The organism is Sandaracinaceae bacterium (assembly GCA_020633055.1).
GTDB lineage: Bacteria > Myxococcota_A > Polyangia > Polyangiales > Houyiibacteriaceae > JADJJE01.
Genome location: JACKEJ010000004.1, coordinates 663,664 through 685,421 on the forward strand (window position 1 = coordinate 663,664; position 21,758 = coordinate 685,421).

Annotated in this window: 15 protein-coding genes; 7 read left to right on the forward strand and 8 right to left on the reverse strand. The window is 71.9% G+C overall.

What is annotated here, in order from left to right; translation table 11 throughout:
- Positions 1 to 17: 17 nt before the first annotated feature.
- Positions 18 to 2,780 carry a hypothetical protein gene (locus H6726_02680; protein MCB9656529.1) on the reverse strand — a complete coding sequence of 921 codons (2,763 nt, stop codon included), beginning with the start codon at positions 2,778 to 2,780 and terminating at the stop codon, positions 18 to 20.
- A gap of 137 nt (positions 2,781 to 2,917) precedes the next feature.
- Between H6726_02680 and H6726_02685 the strand changes: the two genes are divergently transcribed.
- Positions 2,918 to 3,793, forward strand: a complete 876-nt coding sequence (locus H6726_02685; protein MCB9656530.1) for a metal-dependent hydrolase — start codon at positions 2,918 to 2,920, stop codon at positions 3,791 to 3,793.
- A 69-nt stretch (positions 3,794 to 3,862) separates the two neighbouring features.
- Here H6726_02685 and H6726_02690 read toward each other — a convergent pair whose 3' ends face one another.
- From H6726_02690 to H6726_02705, 4 genes are all read right to left on the reverse strand, one after another.
- Entirely contained in the window at positions 3,863 to 4,063 is a 201-nt protein-coding gene (locus H6726_02690; GenBank protein ID MCB9656531.1) for a hypothetical protein, read from the reverse strand.
- An 80-nt stretch (positions 4,064 to 4,143) separates the two neighbouring features.
- Positions 4,144 to 9,180 carry a DNA repair ATPase gene (locus tag H6726_02695; protein ID MCB9656532.1) on the reverse strand — a complete coding sequence of 1,679 codons (5,037 nt, stop codon included), beginning with the start codon at positions 9,178 to 9,180 and terminating at the stop codon, positions 4,144 to 4,146.
- Between the two features lie 7 nt (positions 9,181 to 9,187).
- Positions 9,188 to 11,302 carry a hypothetical protein gene (locus tag H6726_02700; protein ID MCB9656533.1) on the reverse strand — a complete coding sequence of 705 codons (2,115 nt, stop codon included), beginning with the start codon at positions 11,300 to 11,302 and terminating at the stop codon, positions 9,188 to 9,190.
- A gap of 110 nt (positions 11,303 to 11,412) precedes the next feature.
- Complete coding sequence (locus tag H6726_02705; GenBank protein MCB9656534.1) at positions 11,413 to 12,204, reverse strand: DUF1449 family protein; 792 nt, start codon at positions 12,202 to 12,204, stop codon at positions 11,413 to 11,415.
- 134 nt (positions 12,205 to 12,338) lie between these two features.
- Between H6726_02705 and H6726_02710 the strand changes: the two genes are divergently transcribed.
- Positions 12,339 to 13,163, forward strand: coding sequence for a diguanylate cyclase (locus tag H6726_02710; protein MCB9656535.1), 825 nt, complete (start codon positions 12,339 to 12,341; stop codon positions 13,161 to 13,163).
- A 186-nt stretch (positions 13,164 to 13,349) separates the two neighbouring features.
- Here the strand turns inward: H6726_02710 and H6726_02715 are convergent, their stop codons facing one another.
- The gene (locus H6726_02715; GenBank protein MCB9656536.1) at positions 13,350 to 13,820 is read right to left on the reverse strand and encodes a hypothetical protein; all 471 of its coding nucleotides are present in this window, start codon (positions 13,818 to 13,820) and stop codon (positions 13,350 to 13,352) included.
- A 133-nt stretch (positions 13,821 to 13,953) separates the two neighbouring features.
- On the opposite strand from H6726_02715, the gene H6726_02720 reads away from it, so the two are divergent.
- Genes H6726_02720 through H6726_02740 form a run of 5 tightly spaced genes read left to right on the forward strand, consistent with a single transcriptional unit; the run spans position 13,954 to position 19,425 of the window.
- Complete coding sequence (locus H6726_02720) at positions 13,954 to 14,436, forward strand: hypothetical protein (GenBank protein ID MCB9656537.1); 483 nt, start codon at positions 13,954 to 13,956, stop codon at positions 14,434 to 14,436.
- Positions 14,437 to 14,444: 8 nt separating this feature from the next.
- Positions 14,445 to 15,206: a hypothetical protein gene (locus tag H6726_02725; protein MCB9656538.1), complete on the forward strand. Its 762-nt coding sequence runs from the start codon at positions 14,445 to 14,447 to the stop codon at positions 15,204 to 15,206.
- A 15-nt stretch (positions 15,207 to 15,221) separates the two neighbouring features.
- A complete protein-coding gene (dapF, locus tag H6726_02730) occupies positions 15,222 to 16,124 on the forward strand; it encodes a diaminopimelate epimerase (protein ID MCB9656539.1) in 903 nt (300 codons plus the stop codon).
- Complete coding sequence (locus H6726_02735) at positions 16,121 to 18,010, forward strand: response regulator (protein ID MCB9656540.1); 1,890 nt, start codon at positions 16,121 to 16,123, stop codon at positions 18,008 to 18,010. Before dapF ends, H6726_02735 begins: the two co-directional genes overlap by 4 nt.
- Positions 18,007 to 19,425 (forward strand): DUF4388 domain-containing protein, encoded by a 1,419-nt coding sequence (locus H6726_02740; GenBank protein ID MCB9656541.1) that lies wholly within the window; start codon positions 18,007 to 18,009, stop codon positions 19,423 to 19,425. Before H6726_02735 ends, H6726_02740 begins: the two co-directional genes overlap by 4 nt.
- An 85-nt stretch (positions 19,426 to 19,510) precedes the next feature.
- Here the strand turns inward: H6726_02740 and H6726_02745 are convergent, their stop codons facing one another.
- Both H6726_02745 and H6726_02750 read right to left on the reverse strand, forming a co-directional pair.
- Positions 19,511 to 20,578, reverse strand: a complete 1,068-nt coding sequence (locus H6726_02745; protein MCB9656542.1) for a type IV pilus twitching motility protein PilT — start codon at positions 20,576 to 20,578, stop codon at positions 19,511 to 19,513.
- A gap of 159 nt (positions 20,579 to 20,737) precedes the next feature.
- Positions 20,738 to 21,742, reverse strand: coding sequence for a hypothetical protein (locus tag H6726_02750; GenBank protein ID MCB9656543.1), 1,005 nt, complete (start codon positions 21,740 to 21,742; stop codon positions 20,738 to 20,740).
- Positions 21,743 to 21,758 lie beyond the last annotated feature (16 nt).

Below are 21,758 nucleotides of genomic sequence, written 5' to 3' on the forward strand. Positions count from 1 at the left end.
AAATGGACGCAAACCCGTCACAGCTCGAGGAAGCGCTGCAACACCTGCGCGTCCTGCGCGTCGGTCGCCTCGCTCAACGGGACGACAGGCGCCGTCGTGCCCGGGCCCGCCTGGCGGTAGCGGATGCGGTCGGTGTCTGGGTCCACGCCGTAAGCCGTGAAGCGCCCCGTGGCCTCGTCCACGACGTAGGCGACCACGACGGGCGCGTTGGTGAGCGCGCCCAGCCGAACGGACGCACCGTCCTCGCGCACGATGCGCAGGTGATCCCCTTGGGGCATGGCCACGAAGCGACCGTCCGCCCGCGGGTAGTAGCGCTCCGCCGTGCACGCGCCGAACGACACCTGGGCGAGGTCTTCGACGCGGAGGCGCTGCAGCTCGCCCTCACGGCAGCGGAACAGGAACCGTGCGTCGGACGTGAAGTCGCCGCTGCCCTCCGACTGGAAGTAGGGCGTCGCCGCGCCGGCCGCGTAGAGCGCCTGGGTCACGGAGGCGGAGTCCGCCCCGACGCGCAGCGTCAGGTGCAGCACGCTCCCGTGGAAGACGGCCCCGTCGATGGGGTGCTCCGCGCGCAGCGACCACACGGCGCGGGTGCGCAGGTCGACGACGCGCACCTCGTCCCCGAACACCACGATGGCGCGCTGCGGCTCGAACACCGCGAACGGCTCGCGGCCCAGCTCGGGGTCCTGATCCACGCTCACCAGCTCGCGACCACGACCGTCGTACAGCGTCATGCGCCACCACGGGCGCGGCGGCGGCTCCGCAGCGTCGTCGCTGGGCCCCTCGGGCGGCTCGTCGGACTCGAGGGGCGTCCAGAAGACCGCGAGCGACGACCCGTCGGGGCTCCACTCGAGCCAGTCCACGCCGCGCCCTGCGCTCGTGAGGCGACTCACGCGTCGCCCGTTGCGCGTGTCGAAGTTGGTGACCGGCAGCCCCGGCCCGTGTACGGCGAGCCGGCTCCCGTCCGGCGAGAACGTGTACGAGGCCGGGCAGTCCGGGCAGGCCTCGCCCGAGCGCGCGCTCACGGGCACGCGCATGCGCCGGCGGCCTGTGGTCATGTCCCACACGGCGACGGTCTCGTCGTCCTCCTCGCCCAGCCCGACGCTCTCGTTCGCGCTGAGCTGATAGACCATGCCGCGCGCGTCGCGGACCGCCTGAGGCTCCTCCTGCGCCTCGGCTGCCGGAGCAGCGGCGTCCCCGACGAGCGCGCAGTCGCCCACGGCGCTGTGAACGCGCAGAGTGCGCCCCTCGCCACGCAGCTCGGCGCCCGCCATGGCGCAGTCCACGCGGCGCACGCCGGAGGGGCGATAGAGCACACCCCGGTAGCGGTTGGTGACCAGCACGCCCTCACCCGGCACGAACAGCGCGCCCCACACGCTCTCGGGGCCTGGCCTGGTCACGCGCTCGGCGACCTGCTCGCCGCGGCGCAGGTCCACCAGGTGGATGGCTCCCTCGTCGACGTAGATCATGCGGTCCCCGGCGGGCGTCACGTACATCGGCTCGAACCCGTACTCGCGCGCCTGCACGAAGGGCGCGAGGGGATGCGGTCGCGGCTGCCCGTTCAGGTCGAAGGCGCTCAGCCTGCTCAGGCTGTAGACCAGCGTCTCGCCATCGGGTCCGCGTGTGCTCTCGAGGGGCCAGCCCGTCTCCACCGTGGCGACCACCGCACCGCTCGCAGGGTCCACGAAGTGGACCATCGCGACACGGGGGTCGGCCCGCTGCGTGTCCCAGACCAACAGGCGCTCGCCCGATCGCAGCCAGTGGGCGGTACGGGCCCTGGTACCCGGCAGGTCGACCGTGTGGCGCAGCGCTCCCGTGAGCGGGTCTCGCAGCTGGACGTCCCCCGCGTCCGTGAGCGTCATCAAGAGGCCGCCCGTGGGCCGAAAGGCGAGCCCTCGGAAGCCCATGCCAGCCGACGACGTACCCGACGCGGGTTGCTCGCCACCCGGGCCCGTGGGCGCCGAAGGCGAGGGCTGCGCGGGCACGAGCGTGTCGACGAGCTCGCCCGCGGCGTCGTACAGCCCGAGGCGTGGCGCCGAGGGGACGATGATGGTCGTACGCTGGGAGGCGTCGGGCTCCTCCCGCTGCACGCGCGCGGCGATGAAGCGGGCCATGCTCGGGCTCACCCACGCCTCCGTGGGTACCAGGAGCTGTCCGCGCTCGTTGCGCGGCACCAGCGCGCGCCGCACCTCGAGCGTCGCGGCGTCACGCACGGCGAGGCCCGGCGGCTCCAGCGACACCACCAGGGCCCCGTCCGGGCTCATGTGCGCCGCAGGGAGATAGTAGAGGTCCCCCGTCTCCCCGGGGACCAAGGTGTCCGTCAGCAGGTCCCACACGAACAGGCTGGTGGCATAGGGCACGCCGTTCCCGTGCAGCAGCACGCGCGTGCCCGTGGGGTCGAAGTGGGGGGCTCGCAGCGCCCCGCTCTGCACCCACATGCGGCGGCTGGCGCGGACGTCCCCCGTCTCGAAGTCGAGCACGCTCACCTCGCCGCCGTAAGTGGCCACGAGCGCGAGGCGTCCGTCGGGCGAGATGTCCAGCGAGCGCACGCTGCCGCTGTGCCCGGCCTGGAACACGGGCCGACCCAGCGCTTCCGGGCCCGCCGCGCGCGCCGCGGGTGCGGGCAGTGACTCGTCGACGAGCAGTGTTCCCGGTGCCTCGACCTCCGGCTCGACGGGCGGCGTGGTGACCCCCGGTGTGGGCGTGCTGCAGCCGGGGGACGCGAGCGCCCCCAGCAGCACGAGCCAGAGAACCGCGGGACCCACCATGGCGCGCTGTCGCATCGCCGCAGTGTGCGCTTCGCATCTCGCAGCGTCATGTGGGAACACGGCGGCGCCGCACTCGTGGGATTTCCCCGGAGCGCTTATTGACCCGCGTTCAACAACGATCTAACCTGGAGGTGAGTTGTCCAGGAGGTCTCATGTCCGTCGCAGCCCGCCGCATCGCCCCTGCTCCGAGCCCCACGTCCCCCGTCGCGGACCGCGCCGAGCGTCCGCGTATCGTCATCCGCCGCGTCGACGTGGACACCGAGGAGCGCGGCGAGAAGTACTGGTACAACGGCATGCCCGGCGTGACCGCCTTCGCGTACGCGCTCTCGGCCGTGTTCCCGGACGGGGAGCGCATGTTCATCGACTCGGTGCGGCACTACCGCGACCAGATCAAGGACCCCGAGCTGCAGGCCGAGGTGCGCGCCTTCATCGGGCAGGAGGCGCAGCACGGGCAGGTGCACGAGCGCTACAACGCGCGGGCGGACGCGGATGGCTTCGCGGTGAGCGCGGTCACGGCGCACGCCCAGCGGCGCATGGCGCGTGTGCGCAAGGTGGCGCCGCCCGAGGTGCAGCTGGCCATCACCTGCGCGCTCGAGCACTTCACGGCCATGATGGCGGAGCAGCTGCTGGGCAACGAGCTCATGAGCGAGGGCGTCCCGGAGTCGCACGCGACGATGTGGCGCTGGCACGCGGCGGAGGAGGCCGAGCACAAGGCCGTGGCCTTCGACGTGTACATGACGGTGGACGGCAGCTACGTGCGCCGCATCCGCACGTACCTGGTGGTGTCGTTCATGTTCTCCGCCACCACGCTCGCCACCACCTACTACCTCATGGCCAAAGACGGGACGTTCTTCAGCCTGAAGAACCACGCACAGCTGCTGCGCTTCCTGCTCGTCTCGCCGGGGCTGTCGCGCAAGGTGCTGCCCGGCTGGTTCGACTACCTGCGCCCGAACTTCCATCCGTGGGATCGGGACGACCGCCACCTGCTCGAGCGCTGGAAGCGCGAGTGGGCGCCCTCCTTCCGGTGAGCACCCACGCGTCGTCACGGTCGGCCCAAAGAGTCGCCTAGCGAACGCGAGCCCTGGGCACGTGTGGCGTCACTTACCGCCGAACAGGCCGCCCAGCGCGCCCGCGACGCCCTCCGGGAGAACGTCCTTCACGCTGGCGAGCAGCTTGGGACCGTGCTCCTTCAGGAGGTTCTCCACCACGTCGGCGGCCTGCTTGGCCTGCTCTTCGCTGAGCCCGGCCTGGGCCTTGAGCTGCGTGACGAGGGTGCCCTTGATCGACGAGATATCCATGATGTGACCTTTCGTGGGGTGGGTCCCCGAGCATGGCGGAAACGAGCGCGCGCGTGAACCCCTCGCGTGCTCCGGGCTGGTCAGTCGTGAGGCCCCACGGCGCGCCCCAGGACGGCGTCGCGGATGGCGGCCAGCTCCAAGCCCAGCCCGCTCAGCGTACCCGTCAGGCGGGTGACCGGGTCCTCGTCCGCGCCGCCCATCGTCTTCTGGCGCCGGAATTCGCCCTTGATCTCCGCCCAGCGCTGCGCCTCCGCGGCGCTCAGCCTCCCGCGCAGCTCGGCCAGCTTGAGTAGGTTCTGCTCGGCGCCCGTGGTCAGCGTCTGGGCCTCGCCGCGGTAGTGATCGTCGACCAGCGTCTGCAGCTCGTCCGCGTTCATGGCCGCCACCACCTTCTCCGCGATCTTGTTCATGTTGCGGTAGCTGCCCTGCAGCTTGAAGGGCGGCTCGGTGCGGTAGGCGTCCGCTTGGCTGGCCGAGCGCACGTACTCGGCGTTGACGCGCAGGAGCACGTCGCGCGCGGTGAAGAGGTGACGCAACACCGCGGTGATCGCGTTGAGCTCGGCCGCGCTGTAGGGGTGGCTGAGCTCGCTGCTGGGCACGGTCTCGCCGCGCGCCATGCGCACCAGCGCGCGCAGGTCCTTCGGGTCGCGCCCGGCCAGCGGCGCGAGCACCGCGTTCGAGGTGAGCGCGTTCTCGATGTAGCTGAGCGCGAAGGCCTCCTCGCGCCCGCTCAGCACGTCGCCCAGGTTGTAGGTGTCGGCGCGGTTCGCGAGCATGTCCGGGATCTGGAACTTCTCGCCGCTCTCCGTGTAGGGGTTGCCCGCCATCACCACGGCGAGCTTCTTGCCGCGCAGGTCGTACGTGCGCGTGCGCCCACGGAACACACCCTCGATGCGCCGCTGCCCGTCGCACAGCGAGATGAACTTCTGCAGCAGCTCGGGGTGCGTGTGCTGGATGTCGTCGAGGTAGAGCATCACGTTGTTGCCCATCTCGAACGCCAGGTTGATCTTCTCCACCTCCTGGCGCGCCGTGGCGTTGGGGGCCTCGGCCGGGTCCAGCGACAGCACCTGGTGCCCCAGCGACGGCCCGTTGACCTTGACGAAGGCGAGACCCAGCCGGCTGGCCACGTACTCCATGAGCGTGGTCTTGCCGTAGCCCGGAGGAGAGACGAGCAGCAAGAGGCCCATCAGGTCGGTGCGCTTGGTGGCCCCCGCCGCGCCCATCTGCTTCGCGAGGTTGTCGCCCACCATGGGCAGGTAGACCTCGTCGATCAGCCGGTTGCGCACGAAGGACGTCATCACGCGCGGCCGCAGCTCCTCGAGGCGCAGGCGCGCGGCCTCGGCGTTGATGAGCTCGTGGCGCAGGGCGCGCAGCGCGCGGAAGGCGGGCACCTGTTCGCGTTGGTAGCGGCGCAGGCGCGGCAGCAGCTCGTCCACGCGCAGGCCAAGGCGGCGGTCCACGATGCGCGGGTGCTGCCCCAGCAGGTCGGTCGCGTCGGCCTGCAGCAGCGCCGCCGAGGCCTCGTGGTTGATGACGCTCTCGCTCAGCCACAGCGCGGCCGCCTCGTGCAGCACGGGCTCGGGCGGGGGCGCGTCCAGCGTGCGCCCAAAGGCCGTGAGCCACGCCAGCGCGACGCCGTGTTGCGCTGGCAGCTGGTGGCTCAGCCCGCTCAGCTCCTCGTCCAGGTCGCGTCGCGTGCCGTCCAGGTCCAGGCGCTGCTGCAGACGTTCGCGCAGCTTGGCCGCCTCCGCGGAGACGATGAAGCGCGTCTGCGGGGCGCGCAGGATCTCGGCCAGGTAGGCCCCCGCTTCGGCGGCGAGCCCAGGCGCCGCGAGCCGCGCCGCGGTCTTGGCGAGGCCCGAGGTGGCCAGCATCTCGGCGATGCGCTGCCCCAGCTCGTCGGCCAGCTCGGCGAAGGCGCGCCCCTCGCCAAAGCGCTCACGCAGCCGCCCGAGGCTGCGCGCGCGCCGCTGCCAGTCGTCGCCCTCGGCGGCGCCCACGCGGTGCCCCCAGAAGAGCATGGCCGCTGCGCGCGCCTCCCCCGCGAAGCGCAGCGGACCAGCGGACTCGAGTAGCGTGAGGAGTCGCTCGAGGATCGCGGCCGCGTCGGCGTCGTGCACGCCGCGCTCGTAGCCCTCGTCGTAGCGGTCGCGCGCGCGCGCCTGCACCAGCGCCAGCAGCCCGCCCGGCTCGCGCTGGGCCGCGTGCAGCGCCGCGAGCGTCAGCGCGCCCTCGCCGCCCGTGGGCTCGGCCCCCAGCGTGCTGGGCTCCTCGGCCTCGAACAGCAGCGTCGCGGCCAGGTACTCGCCGCGGTAGACCTCGGGGCTCTCGCTCACCAGGCTCTGCTCGAACAGCGGCCTTAGCGCCTCCAGCTGCGGGTGCTCGGCCTGCGTGAAGTAGTCCGTGCCCGCCACATGGAAGCTGAGGCCTCCCGCGCGCGGCACCAGGCTCAGCTCGAAGGGCTGGTCGTTGACGCTGAATTCGTGCCGTCCGAAGCGGATGAGGTCGCCCCCGCTACCGAACAGGTCCAGCTTGTCGCGCAGCCCGCGCAGCGCGTCCTGCCGCGCCGACTTGGTCTTGCTCTCCACCTCGTCCGCGTGCACCGCGCCGCCCAGCGCGCGCAGCTTGTCGGCGATCTCGCGCAGCTTCAGCAGCATGGGGTCGGCCGCGAAGTAGGCCTCGAGCCCCTCGGTCTCGCCGAAGCTGGCCGCGCGCCGGCGCACGCCCGTCAGGATGCGCTCGGCGGCCCCCACCAGGTTCTGGACGCGGCGGTTGCGCTCATCCAGCAGGCGCTGCTTCTTGGCGTCGAACGCGCTCTGGATCTCCTCGCGCTTCTCGGCGATGTCGGACAGGAACTCGTCCAGCTCGCTGAAGCGCGCCTCGAGCTCCTCCACCTGCACCATCAGGCGCGTCAGCTCGGTGTCGCAGCCCTCTGGGGTCTCGGCCGCCGCCAGCGCGCTGGCCACCGACTGCGACAGCAGCTGGAACTGCGCGGCGAACTCGGCCTTGCCCTCGGCCGCAGCCAGCGACTTGCGGCGCGCCTGGGCCACCGCACGCACGCGGTTCTGCTGCCCGAGCACGGCGCTGATGGCCTCGAGGATGCGCGTGCGCACCGTGGCGTCGTCCACGCTCAGCCCGGCCACCACCTCGCTGATGACCGTGAGCCCCTCGCTGACCTCCACCAGCCGCGCGTCCAGCGGGACCATCTCCGTCACACGGGTGACGTCCGCCACCTGGGCCTCGATCTCGGTCAGCTCCTGGGCGATGGGGCGCAGCGCCTGGTCCCCGGTCAGGAAGTGCACGCAGGTCTCGCTGACCTGCTCGAAGGCCTGCTTGGCCTCCTCGCGCAAGCCCGCCACACGGCCCAGGTCCATGAAGCGCAGGTCCTCGAGGGCCACCAGGCGCCCTTGGTGACGCCGCAGCGACGAGAGGGTCTGCATGTACGCGGCCACGCTCCCCTGCTCGCTGCGCGCCGCATCGAGCAGGGCCACCTGCTGCCCGCGCGCTTCATCCAGAGCCGCCTTGGCGCGGTCGCGCAGCGCCAGCACCTTCTCGAACTCGCCGACGATGCTGTCGGCCGTGGCCCGCAGCTCGATCAGCGGGCGACGCAACGCCACCTCGGCCTCGTCCAGCCAGAAGTACGCGTCGAGCGCGCGGTCGACGGCGCGGATCAGGTCCTCGAACGTGTGCCGCTGCGGCTCGGCGGTCTCCGTCAGCCGCCCGATGGCGTAGGCGTCCGAGAGCCCGCGCACCAGCTCGGCGTTGCCGATGCGCGCCATGAGCGAGCCGTCCGTGGGCGCCGCCGCGGCGACCTCCGCGGAACAGAACGGCGTCCGCCACACCTGCATCGGGTGCACGCGCGACGGCTCCGCGCTCTCGGAGCGGAAGACGATCATCTCGCCGTCGTCGAAGATGCTGTAGCCGTGGCACTGGATGGGCGTCTGCATCTCCTTGCGGATGAGGTTGTAGGGCAAGAGCGCGTAGCGCCCGCTGACGCGCTCGTGGAACACGTAGAGCACGTCCTCGCCGTTTGGGGCCCGCACCGAGGTCTTCAGCTCCATCCCGGCGGGCTGCGCGTCGAAGACCTTGTAGTCCCCCGTCTGCAGGTAGTAGCCGCCCGGGAACACGATGCCGTGCCCCTCGGGCAGCTGACGGCACGCCTGCCCGATGGCGTCCAGGCGTACCACCCGCTGCGCGCGCGGGTCGTACACCAGGTAGCGCGGCTTCTCCTCGCGGAACGGGTGGACGCGCAGCAGGATCAGGTCCCCCACCTTGGCGTAGCGGAATTCACCGTCGTCCAGCGTCTGATTCACGTCGTCGACGGGCTCGCTGTAGATGCCCCGGCCGGTGCTCGTGTTGTTCTCGACCTTGATCGTCAGGTCCCCGCCCAGTGTCTCCACGAAGAGCGTGTCGAGGATGTTCAGGTGCGGGTGCGTGCCCGTGACCTGCGCGTCACGCCCCGCCAGCACCCACTTGAAGTCGTAGGGCTCGGGGAAGACGTGGTCGCGGTCGCCGCGGTTGTCCACGTAGCGCACCGACCCGTCGGGCTCGATGCTCCAGCGCAGCACCTTCACGTCGCGCGTGGTCGCGCCCGTCTGCACCACCGCCAGCAGCTTGCCGGCGGTGCGTCGCAGCTGGATCAGCTTGGCGTCGCGGTAGTAGCGAAACAGCTCGTTGAAGTCGGCGACGAAGCGTGGGTCCTCGAGCAGCTGCGCGTCCTCGCCCCCGGCCGGCACGTGCCCGAGGTCGTAGTCCCCGTTCACGTGCTCGAAGCGGTGCAGCGAGAGCACGTGCTGCACGTCCACCTGCTCCTTGAGCTGGAACTCGACGGCGTAACCGAACAGCAAGCGCCCGCGCACCTGGACGATGTCGCGCGGCACGCACGCGTGCTCCGTGCGCACCCGCACCTGCCCGAGCACCTCGAGGGCCGAGCTGCCGAAGGTCTCGACGCGCCGTTGGTTCAGCCCGTCGAGGCGCTCCCGCAGCGCGACCCCCTGGGAGAGGAGCCGCCTGCGGATGACCTCGTAGTCCGCGCCGCTCTGCGCTTCGGCGTCCACGCCCCCATTCGGATCGGGGGCACCGGGCGCAGCGGACGCTGCCGTTCCGTCGTTGGCCATGGTGGGCTCAGTCCAGGCCGAGCTTGCGGGCCTCGGCCAACAGCTGCTTCAGCTTGGCCGCCTTCTCGGTGTCACCCCCCTGCGCGAGCCGCGCCAGGAGCGCGGTCACGCCGAGGTTCTTGAGGTCCTCGCTGCCCACGCGGGGCGCGCTGAGCACGTCCTTCACGTCGGCCACCAGGCTCTTGTCGCCGTCGAGGTAGTCCTTCAGCAGCGTCTTGACCGAGCTCGACCCGTCCACGAACGCGTCCGCGCTCTGGCCCAGCGTCACGGCCTTGACGAAGCGGTCGAAGAACTCGCCGTCACCACCCACGATGTTGATCTTGGCCTGCGCCATGGCCTGCGCCAAGACCTCGGCCTGCGCCTGCGCGACGTGTTGCCGCACGGCGATCTGCGCCAGCTCCACCTCGCGCTCCTTGTCGAGGCGCAGGCGGAACTCCTCGTGCTCGCGGCCTACGCCGTCGAGCGCCTTCATCGCGGTGGCCTTCTCGGCCAAGCCGGCGGCCTCGGCCACCAGCTTCTTCTCGATGGCCTGCGCCTCGGCCAAGCCGAGCTTCTCCACAGCCACCGCGTCGGCCTCGCGCACGTGCACGCTGGCCAAGCCTTCCTTCTCGAGGGCCGCCGCCGCCGCTTCCTTCACGCGCGCCGCGGACAAGCCCTTCTGCTCTTCACCGGCGGCCTCGGCCTCGAGCCGCTGCCGGATGACGTGCGCCTGGGCCACGCCCTCCTTCTCGATCGCGGCGGCGTTGGCCTCGCGCACGCGCACCTCGGCCAGGCCCTGGGCGGCCACCGCGGCCTGCTCGCCTTCCGCCATGCGCATCTTGGCGCGGGCCTGCTTGTCGGCGGCCTCGAGCGCCGCCTCGGCGTTGACCAGCGTCTGGCGCGCCGTGTGCTTTGCGGCCACCTCGGCGGCCTCGGCGGCCTTGATCTGCGTCACGTACGACTCCTCGGCCTGCGCCTCGGCGTGGATGACGGTGGCGTCCTTCACGCGCTTCGCCTCGGCGACCACGCGCAGGTCCTTGATGCGCTCCTCCTCCTCGGCGACGGTCTTGTCCACGGCCACGCGGCCGCGCACCACCTCGGCGATCTCGCGCTTCTTCACCTCGAGCTCGCGGTCCTTCTCGATGCGACCGAGCTCCGTCTCGCGCTCGCGGCTGATGGCCTCGAGCACGCGCGCCTTCTCCACGCGCTCGGTCTCGACGCCGATCTCGCGCTCGCGGTTCTTCACGGCCACCTCGGCCGCGCGCAGCTTGGCCTCCTCGGCCACGGCGATCTCCTCCTCGTGCTTCTTGCGGAGGACCATCGTCTCCTTCATCTCGGCGTCCTTCACGCGCTGCGCAGCGTTCTGCTCACGCGCCTGGGCGATGTCGATCTCCTTGTTCTTGCGCGCCTCGGCGTCGGCCCGCTGCTGCTCGAACTGGAACACGGCCTCGTCCGCCGTGAGGTCCTGGCGGCCCATCTCCATGCGCTCCTTCTGGCGCAGCTGGTTCGTGTGCACGTTCTGCACCGCGGTCATCTCCGTGATCTTCCGGATGCCCTGGGCGTCCAGGATGTTGTGCGGGTCGAGGTGCTCGAGCGGGGTCTGCTCGAGGAAGTCGATCGCGGCGTCCTCCAGCACGAAGCCGTTCAGGTCCTGCCCGATGACGTTCACGATCTGGTCGCGGAACTCCTCGCGCTTGTTGTAGAGGTCCTCGAAGTCGAGCCGCTTGCCGACCGTCTTGAGCGCCTCCGAGAACTTGGCGTTGAAGAGGTCCTCGATGGTCGCCTGGTCGGACGCGCGCGAGCAGCCGATGGCCTGCGCGACCTTGAGCACGTCGTTGACGGTCTTGTTCACGCGCACGAAGAAGTTGACCTTGATGTCCGCGCGGATGTTGTCGCGGCAGATCAGGCCCTCCTTGCCGCGGCGGTCGATCTCGATCGTCTTGACGGAGATGTCCATCACCTCGGCGCGCGTGATCACGGGGATGATCAGCCCGCCAGTGAACGTGACCTTCGGCTCACCGCGCAGCCCGTTGATGATCAGCGCGCGACCCTGGTCGACCTTGCGGTACATCTTCGCGAACATGGCGCCCAGGGCGATGACCAGGACACTGCCCACCGCCACCACGCCGCCCACCACCAGCATCTTCTCGCTCATCACTGTCTCCGTTCTGTCGCGGGCCTCGCGGCCTCATCCCCTCGGACGTGGCGCGGCCTGCTCGATGAAGGGCAAACCGGCACCCCGAAGGCTTCATTTCAGGAATCGGACGGGTGCCCGTCCGATTGTGGGAGCACCGCGCGCAGGGGCTCGACGTCGTACACGTCCGCCTCGGCGTGGTACCCGATGATCAGCGCCGCGTCGCCGCGCTTGAGCGCGCCTTCGTCGTCGCAGCGCACCCGCACGAGCAGGCTGGTTCCGTCCTCGTCGATGATGGCCTGGCCGTCGCGCGCGTCCACGCGCCCCGTACGGATGGTGCACGTGGTGCCCACGTAGCTCTGCTTGCTGCGCCCCTGGTGCACCACGAACAGCGGCCCGAGTGGGCGCGTGAGCAGCGACGCCACGGGCAGCGCCAGCACGAACGCCAGCAGCGCCACGAGCAGCGCACCGAGCCACGCGGGGACGGGCAGCAGGGGCAGCAGGACACGGGCGCCGACATAGGCACAGACCCACCCGGCCAGGAGCACCACCGTCAGGGTCACGGTCAGGGGCGCGTGCCGCAGGCGCAGCACGGTCAGGATGGCCGCCAGGCCCGAGGCGCTGCCCTCCCCTTCGCCGCCTGCGTCTCCCCCGTCGGCCGCATCGCCTGCATCGCCGACGTCCGCGCCGTCCGCCACGTCGCCCACGCCGTCGGCGCCGACGTCCACGTCCCAGTCGAGGTCGCCGTCCACGCCGAACACGTCGATGTCCAGGGCGCCCAGGATGACCGTGAGCCAGTAGACGAGCACGATGCCGAGGCCCGTGGTGTAGATCACCGTCGGGAAGCTGAGCACCGTCTGCAGGAAGTCCTCCATAGGGGTCGGGAGCCTCTCACGCGCGCGGGTGGCCATGCAATCCACACCGGCAGGGCGCGACCTGTGGAGGGAAGCGGAGGGCTGCGCCAGCATGGCGCGCGCGGGGTCTCCGAAGGGGCAACCCGGGGTGGGCGGGTTTGTTCTGTGGGCCACGCCGATTTGGGCGGCCCGTGCACCGCGAAGGTCTTCGTTTGGTCATCGAGCGGCTCTTCGGATACGAGCGCGCCGCGCTGATCGGCTTGCCCGTGGAGCGGCTGGTGCCCGTCGAAGCGCGGCAGCAGCACGTGCAGAAGCGCGAGCGATACGAGCGCGTGGGCCGGACGCGCTCCATGAGCGACCTCGACACCCTCGCCCCCGTCCGCCAGAACGGCGAGCTGGTGCCTGTGGAGATCAGCCTGAGCCCAGTGGACACGTCCATCGGCAAGCTGACCATCGCCATCGTGCGCGACGTGACCCGGCGACGGGCGTTGGAGGCCGACCTGCGCCACGCGAGCACGCACGACGGGCTGACGGGGCTGTTCAACCGGACCCACCTCGAGTCCGTCCGGTCGAGCCTCGAAGCGAGCGGCCAGATGGTCGGGGTCGTCCTGATGGACATCGACGGCCTCAAGGCCGTGAACGACACCTACGGGCACGAGGCGGGCGATCAGCTGATCAAGCGCGTGGCCGTGGTGCTGCGCGCCATGTCCGCGCCAGAGGACGTCCCCACACGTCTGGGAGGCGACGAGTTCGCGCTGCTGGTGCCGGGCACGGACGAGGCGGGTCTGGCCGCGAAGGTGGAGCTCTTGGGGGACGAGCTCGCGCGCCACAACGAGCTGCATCGCGGCCGGCCGCTCTCGTTCTCGCTCGGGGCCGCGTTGACGGAGCAGCGCGGCGGCATCGCGCTGGCCATGCGCGTGGCGGACCGCCGCATGTACGAAGACAAGCGCCAGCGGCGCAGGGCTCGCGGAGAGCCAGACGGGAGCGTGCCTCCTCCGTCTGCCACGCCCCGCTGATCGCATCGCGGCCACGCTGGAGAACTACGAGTACGCCGGCCGCGTGAGGCTGGGCGAACGCCCGGAGCACCCCATGCTCGCGCCGCGGCCCGCGCCGCGTTGACGCGAGGGGCGCGGGCGAGGGGCGAGGATGACGGCCGGCACGCGACCAGTCCCCGGCACCGTGACCCACGGTCGACCCCGCGCCTACCGCAACACGCAACGCTCCGCGACGCAGCGCGCCGTGGGCGGCGGTCCTCCTTCGTCGGGTTGGCACGCGAGTGTCTCCATGACCACGCACTCTTCGACGGCGCACTCCTCCTGGTAGCGCAGCCAGGCCTCATGGCTCCAGGCGACGGCATGCTCGGGACAGAAGCCGGTGCAGCAGTCCCGCGGCGTCCCGACCAAGCAGTCCGCGTCGACCTGACAGATCTGCGGGTCGATCTCGAGACTGGGATCGTTGGGGTCCACGACGTCGCGCGGATGGTCGCGGTCGGCGCAGTCAGGCTCCGTGCAGTCGGCACCCTCGCACGGCTCGTCGCAGCCCGAACGCTCGGGGGCATCACCCGAGGTGCCCCGGTGCGCCACGTCGCCCGCGCCCGCGCTCGCTCCGCAACCGGCGAGGCCGCCCACGACGAACCCGAACGTGGCCAGCAGGAGCATGCAGTGACGCGACATCGCTCCGTTCTACCAGACGCGCGCGCCGCCCACACGTGCTGGGCACGTATGCCCGGCCGACCGACGGCAGCACACCTCGGGACGCGCTCGGGCTTTCGCTGGACGCGCGTGGTGCACTATGCTGGACGGCACCATGGCCCGCTCCGTGTCGCGCTTGTTCCATACCGTCGTCGTCGTGGGCGCGTCGCTTTCGGCCTGCGACGGGCGAGGTGGTGCGGGGCCAGCGTCCGGGAGCGTGACAGCGCCTTCCGTCACGTCATCGGCGCCGGAAGCCGACGACGGCGCACCCGTGGAGGGCTCCGACGGTACCCCCGCTGCCGCCGCGCAGGCCGAACCCGGCGCGGGCGCAGCGAGCGCCTCCGCGCCGCCGGCAGGCAACACGCCGAGCGCTGAGGCACCTGGTGCAGACGAACCCGCCCGAGGAGATGGCACGACCGCCGAGGCGAGCCGCGACGCCGTCGGTGGGGATGTGGCGACGGACGAGCGCGTCGCGGCGCCCACCATGCGCGCGCGCCCACGCCCCGTGACGACCACGCCGGACACGCACGCCAGCCGCATGGACGCGTGCCCGCCGGGCTCGGAGCGCCCGTTCCCACCCTGCTACCACATCCTGTGACGCGCCCCGTGCGCGCCACAGGCGCCGTGTCCGCCCACGGCTTGCCCCGCAGCGACCCCAGCGTGGACGCCCTGTCGGACGCGCTGCGTCAGACCATCGCGCAGCACTGGACACGCAGGGTCACTTCCGAGCTGCAGGTCTCCTACTCGTTCGAGGCGCTGCTACCACGCCTGCGCGTGCTCGACGCCGACGCCACCGTGCTGGCCATGGTGGCGCGCTCCGCCACCGAGGAGCAGCGTCACGCCGAGCTGTGCCTGCATCTGGCCAACGTTTACGCAGGCAGACGGGTGGACGTGCCCCCCGTGCCGTTCGCGCTCCCGTCGTTCGGCTTCGACGACGAGCACCTGGAGGTGGCGTTGCACATCGCCGGCCTGTGCTGCATCAACGAGACCATGGCCACGGCGTACCTGGAGCACAGCCTGGCCCTCGCCACGGCCCCCATCGCCGTCGCCGCGCATCGGGCGCACCTGCGTGAGGAGGTGGACCACGCACGCCTCGGGTGGGCACACTTGGCCTCTCCGGCCGTGTCGGACGAGACCCGCGCAGCGCTCGCCCGCTGCGTGCCACGCCTGCTGGACGCCAACGTGCCGCTGTGGGAGCGCCCAGACGCCTTCCTGCCAAGTGCGGGAGTCCCCGATCATGGGCTGCCGAGCCACGCCGACTGTGTGCGCGTGGCCCGCGCCGCCGTGAACGAGCTGGTGCTGCCGGGGTTCCGGCACGTGAGGGTGCCCGTGGGTGCGTGGCGCAATGCGCTTCCTGGCCGCGACTGATACAGTCGTCCCTCCATGGCGCTGGAACGCATGTTCAAGTACGAAGGCCTCGGCAACGACTTCCTCGTGATCGAGCGGCCGCGCGGCGCGCGCGACGACGCCGCCGACGCGAGCCTGGCGCGGGCCCTGTGCGACCGGCACTTCGGTGTGGGCGCAGACGGCCTGTTGTTCGTGGACCCGGAGCAGCCGTCCATGCACGTGGTCAACGCGGACGGCAGCATCCCCGAGATGTGCGGCAACGGCCTGCGCTGCGTGGCGCTGCACTACGTGCGGCGGGCGGGCGACAACGTGCTGGCGCGCACCTTCGACGTGGCGACGGGGGCGGGGCCCCACACCTGCCGCGTCGAGCGCAACGCCTCGGACCCGGACGACGCCTGGGTCACGGTGGAGATGGCCGTACCCTCCCTCGAGCCCGCCGAGGTGCCCACCCGGCACGAGCAGCCAATGGTGGACGCGCCGACCGAGGTGGGCGAGCAGACCCTGCACCTGACGGCCATCTCCATGGGCAACCCGCACGCCGTCACCTTCGACGCGCTCGGCGCGGACCCGCGACCGCAGCAGCTGGCGCTCGGCCCTCTGGTGCAGACGCTGCCCCTCTTCCCGCGCGGCGTGAACGTCGGCTTCGTCCAGACCCTCGCGGCCGACGCGGACGGACTGGCGCGTCACTTCCAGCTGGACGTGCTCGAGCGCGGGGCCGGCTGGACCCTGGCCTGCGGCACGGGCGCGTGCGCGGCGGGCGTGGCAGCGGTGCTGACGGCGCGCGCCCCCCGCCACGAGGCGCTGCGCTTCGAGCTACCGGGCGGGCCGCTGGAGATCACGGTCGGTGAGGTGGGTGACCGCGTGCGCATGCGCGGCCCGGCGCGCTTGGTGTTCGAGCTGTCGCCGAGCGCCCGGCTCACGGGAGCGCTCCGCGCATGACGCCACCGCGGCTCCGCACCCTGGTGGTCGCCGCCGACCCCGCCGCCGCGAGCTTCGCGGACCGCGTGCTGCGCGACCACGGCGACGAGGTGACCATCGCCGTGGACGTACCCGACGCGCTGGCCCAACTCACCCGCTCCGAGCACCAGCTGGCGCTGGTGTCCCTGTCACTGCCCCGCGGCGACGGGCTCGCGCTGGTGCATCACATTCGTGCGCTGCACCCCGACGTGGACGTGGTTGTCATGACCGCCCCGAGCGAGCTGGCCGACACGGCACACGCGCTTGCGCTGGGTGTGCTGCAGAGCGTCATGCTCCCACTGACGGGTGACGCGCTCCTGGTGGCCGCGGACCGCTGCCGCGAGCGGCGCATCCTGGTGGAGGAGCGGAAACGCTTGGCGGCCGAGGGGGAGCTCAGCCAGAAGCGCACCGCCACCTACGCCCGATGCGCGGCGTTCGTCGCCGAGACCGACCCCACCGTGGTGGGCGCGCGCGTGCTCGACGCGTGCGTGGCGGAGTGCAGCGCCAGCACGGGGGCGCTCTACGCGCCCGCCTACCTGGGCGCCAACGACTACGCGCGCGTCGCGACGCACGGTGAGCGCACGCGCTTCCCGGGCGTGCTCACGCAGGAGGAGCTGCTGGAGCTGGACCCCACGCGGGCGGTGGTCGTCGAGCGCGAGCGGCGCGCCGATGTCACGCGCGACGTGGTGCGCGTGGCGCTGATGGGCACGGCCGAGCTGGACGCCGTGCTGCTGCTCGAGTGTGAGCGCGTCGACACTGCGGGATTGGCGGGCCTCGAGGTCATCGCCGGGCTGGGCACGGCTGCGATGACCGCCGCGCGACGGGTGGACGCCATTGCGCGCTCGGGCATCAAGGATCCCGAGACCAGCGCCTACACCTTCGCGTACTTCGGCGACGTCGCCGGGCGCGAGATCGATCGCGCCGCGCGCCACCAGCGGCGCTTCTCGCTCTTGATCGTCAACCTGGACGGCGTGGAGGCGGCGCGCCCGCAGCTCGACCCGGAGACCCTGCTCGACTTCCGGCGGCTCCTGAGCGACGCGCTGCTCGAGACGGTGCGCGACTCCGACGTGCTCGCGCGCGTGGAGGACGACGAGTACTACGTGCTGCTGCCCGAGACGGGCCTGCTGGGAGCCCTGGCCGCGAAGCGCCGCATCGAGTCGCGCTTCAACGAGCTGACGGAGCTGGCCCGCTTTCAGGCGGCGAGCGGGGTGGACCCGGTCGTCGGTATTGCCGTGTTCCCGTCGGACGGGGGTGACCTGGGGCGCCTGCTGCGCGTGGGCCGCCGCCGCGCCGAGCAGTCGCGGGCCGGTGTGTTCCGGCGCATGGGGCTCGCGCGCATGCCGTTCTGGGAAGCCATCGACCTGTTGCTGGGGGACCCCGCGGACGTCACCTTCCCGCCCGAAGGCGGCGTGAAACTGCACGAGGACCTGGAGCGCAACCACGACGCGCAGGGGCTCGCGCAGCACGTCGTGCTCCCGCGCGAGCTGCTGCCCCGGGTGGCGCGCACGCTCATCGGAGACGCCACTCGGCATCGCGCCGTGGGCACGCTGTACGCGGCCGGAGACCCTGGGATGGTGGCCGCGCTGGCGGACGCGGTGGGAGCCGAGCCGTCCACCGTGCGCGCCTGGGTGCTGGGCGGGGAAGCGGGTGCGCCGGGGAGTGAGCTGCGCCTCCCGGTCGCCGACGAGCGGCTGCGCGAGGGCGTGGTGCTGCTCGCGCTGAGCGAGATCGGCGGCTACATGCTGGTGGGGCGCAGCCTCCCCAACGGGTCGCTGCTGGCGTACCACGCCGCCGACCTCGACCTGGTGGACGGGCTCATCACCGCGCTACAGGCCGCCTATCATCTGCAGCCGGAGGTGCGCGTATGAAGGGCCGCGTCTTGGTGGTGGACGGCAACTACGACACGCTGGTCGCGTTGGCGGCGGCGCTGCGGGCGCGCGACCACCACGTGGCGCTCGCGACGGACGGACGCTCCGGTCTGCAACACGCGGTCGAGACAAGCGCCGAGGTGGTGCTGGTGGACCGGGACCTGCCGGTGCTGGACGTGCGCACGTTCCTCGAGGTGCTGCGTGACAACCCGCGCACCAGCGACGCCCACGTGTTCATCATGGGCGAGGGCGACCCGGCACGCCTGAGCGCCATCGACGCGCTGGCCGAACCCATCGTGAAGCCTTTCAACGCGGAGGAGATCGCCCGCCGCGTGGACGAGGTCATCACGCGGCGCCGAGCCCCGCGCGGTGCAGACGACCTGAAGGGCGACCTGTCGCAGGTGGCCCTGTTCGACCTGCTGCAGGTGTTCTCGCAGAACCGCCGGACGGGCAAGCTGGAGGTCCACGCAGGCGGCGGGGTGGGCGCCATCTGGCTGTTGGAGGGGCGCATCGTCGACGCCGTGTTCGGGCAAGCGATGGGCGAGAAGGCGGTCTACCGCGTGCTCGCCCTGCGCGAGGGGCGCTTCCTGTTCCAGCCCGAGACGCGCAGCGTGGCGCAGCGCATCGCGCTGCCGGTGGACCACCTCCTGATGGAAGCCGTGCGCCGCGTGGACGAGTCGGTGCGCGTGCGCTCGGAGCTGCCGGCGCTGAGCGCGCTGGTGTACGAGCGCAGCCACGACGGCCCCGACGACCCGGTGGTGGCTGCCATTCGCAAGCACCTCGACGAGCCGCGCAGCATCGAGGAGCTGCTCGACCTGGTGCCCGGGCACGACCTCGAGACCCTCAAGGCCATCCTCGCGCTGCAAGAGGCGGACGCGATCGAGATCGACGCCTCCCAGGGACAGGTGGCTTTCTGCGCAGAGCACGAGGTGGCGGCCATGCGCGCGGCGGCGATTCGCCTGCGGCGCGCTGGGGGCGAGGGGGCCGTGCGTTTGGGGGTCGTCGCGCGCAGCAGCGAGGACGTCCTGCGCTTCAGCCGCGCGCTGCAGTCGGTGCGTGAGTTCGCGGCGGCCGCCGACGCTGCGGAGAGCGCGGGCGACGCACTGTTGGGCCCGCTCGGCACCATCCGCTTCGGCGGAACGGACCTCGAGCTGTTCGCGCTGCCGCACGACCAGGCCTACCGGCCACTGTACGGCGCGGTGCTGGCCACGGCGCGTGTGGCCATCCTGCTCGGCACGCGACCCGCAGACGCTCCCTTGCGTGAGCTGTGCGAGACGCTCGACGTGCGCCTGGTGCACGTGCCGCGCGGCTTCGAGTACGCCTCCGGCGCGACGTTCGCGGTGCGCGAGGCGCTCGGGACGCTCCCCACGGGCCCCGGCGACTACACGCCCGCGTCGGGCATGCAGCGGCTCTGAGCGCGCACACGGCTGGGCGGAGGCGAGGGGCGCGCGGCGCCTCGGAGCCGCGGCCGCGGCAGCGCTCCCGGACGACCCGGGTGACTCAGGTGTACGAGAGGTTGCGCTCGAAGTCCGACGGGCTGGTGGCCGCGCTGAGGGCGACCTCCTTGGTGATGTGCCCGCCCTTCATGAGGTCCACGAGGTGCTGGTCGAAGGACTGCATCTTGTACTGGATGCGGCTCTTCTCGATGAGGTCCTTGATGGACATGGAGCCCGGCTTGGCGATGGCCTCGCGGATCGAGCCCGTGCACAGCATGATCTCCTGCGCCACGACCATGCCCGACCCGTCGCGTCGGGGCAGCAGGCGCTGCGAGACGGTGGAGTGCAGGTTCTGCGCGAGGCGCTGGCGCACCTGCTCCTGCTCCTCGGCCGGGAACACGCCGAGGATGCGGCCGATGGTCTTGGTGGCGTCGGTGGTGTGCACCGTGCTGAACACCAGGTGGCCCGTCTCGGCCGCCTTGAGCGCGATGTCGATGGACTCGGCGTCGCGCATCTCGCCCACCAGGATGACGTCCGGGTCCTGACGCAGCGCGGCGCGCAGGCCGATGTTGAAGCTGGCCGTGTCCACGCCGATCTCGCGCTGCGAGATGGACGAGCGCTTGTTGGCGTGCAGGAACTCGATCGGGTCCTCGATGGTGAGGACGTGCGCCATGCGCGTCTCGTTGATGTGGTTCACCATCGCGGCGAGCGTGGTGGACTTGCCCGAGCCGGTGGTGCCCGTGACCAACACGAGGCCGCGGTCGGCGTCGGCGATGGTCTCGATCACGGGCGGCAGGCCGAGCTTGCCGATGGTGGGCGCCTCGGTGGGGATGATGCGCAGCACGAGGCCGTACGTCTCACGCTGGCGGTAGATGTTGACGCGGAAGCGCGCGATGCCCGGTAGCTGGTAACTCGAGTCCACCTCTTGGGTGTGCTCCCCGGAGCGCATGCGCGGCCCCGCGATGAGCCGCGCGAGCGTCTCCGTGGCAGCCGCCGTGAGCGGGTCGGCCTTGAGCGGGACCAGCTGCGTGTTGACCCGGTAGTACGGCGGAGCACCGGGACGAAAGTGCACGTCGCTCGCGCCGTGACGAACGCCCGCCTCGAGCAGGGCGTGCAGGATGGTCTCGTTCATGAGCGCGATGGTACCCGGTTTGGCGCGCGCTTGACGAGCCCAGGCACGGCGGAGCCCCATCGCGGCACCGCCGTGCCCGCCCACGAGCGACCGCCCACCGGGCGGACGACGCGCCGCGCTGCCGAAGCCGCGAGCGTCGTGACGACCGCGTCCGAGCGATCAGAGCCCCAGGCTGCGCCCGAAGGTGATGTGGGCCTGATGTGCCTCCTCCGTGTAGTGGTGGATGACGGACCCAACCAGCAGCCCGACGACCGACACCGCCAGACCCGCGGCCGCCGCCGTACCGACCGCGACGTTGGCCACCCCGTGCGCGAGGTGACCGAGCTCGCCGACGACGTGGGCTGCCTCGGCCAGCTGGAGCGCGCTGTGCACGTGCGCGCCGGGCGCCTCGGTACGCGCCCCGGCCGTGACGCCGGAGCTGTCGGCGGCGCCTTGCAGGTTCAGGCGGCGGGCCGCGCGCGACGCAGCGTCCGGGAACTCACCCGGCTGCCAGCTCTGGCCGCGCATGCGGTTCACGAACGTGCGCAGCCCATCCGCGCTGTGGGCGATCGCCGCGCGCGCGCGCTCCAGGTCGGCGGCGTCTCCACGGATGCCCAGCAGCTGCGCCTCGACGTGCTCGGGCGTGCCCGGCCGCGCGTTGCGCAAGCTCTCGAGACGCCCGGGCAAGCCGTCACTCAGCTGTTGGAGGCCTGCTAGGCGCGCGGCCACCACGGTCTCCGCTTCCTGCACGATGCCCTGACGGACGCGCGCGCCGGCCACCTCTTCCACCATGCCCTGCATGGTCGCAGCGTCGAGGCCGGTGCTGAGGTGGCGCAGCCCGGTCGCCTGATGTTCGAGCGCGCGCTCGAGATCTCCCTCCAGGCGCACGGCGCCGACGTTGGCGAGCGAGGAGAGCGCGGCCGGCTGCGCCCCGAGGTGCTCGCGCAGCGCAGCGGGGCCGTCTTCCAGGTAGATGCGCACCGCAGCGTCGATGGCGGCGCGATAGGCGGCGTCCGTGGTCTGGGCCGCCGGGCGAGCGGCCTGCAGGCTGTGGACGTCGGCGGCGGCGTCCTGTTGGACGGTGGACGGCGCAGCCGGGGTGGCTGCGGTCGGCGGCGGGGGAGCGGCGGCCCCCGAGGCGGCGGCGTGTGTGGTGGGGCGGATGTGGACGGGCGTGATGGACATGAGCGGCTCCGAGAGG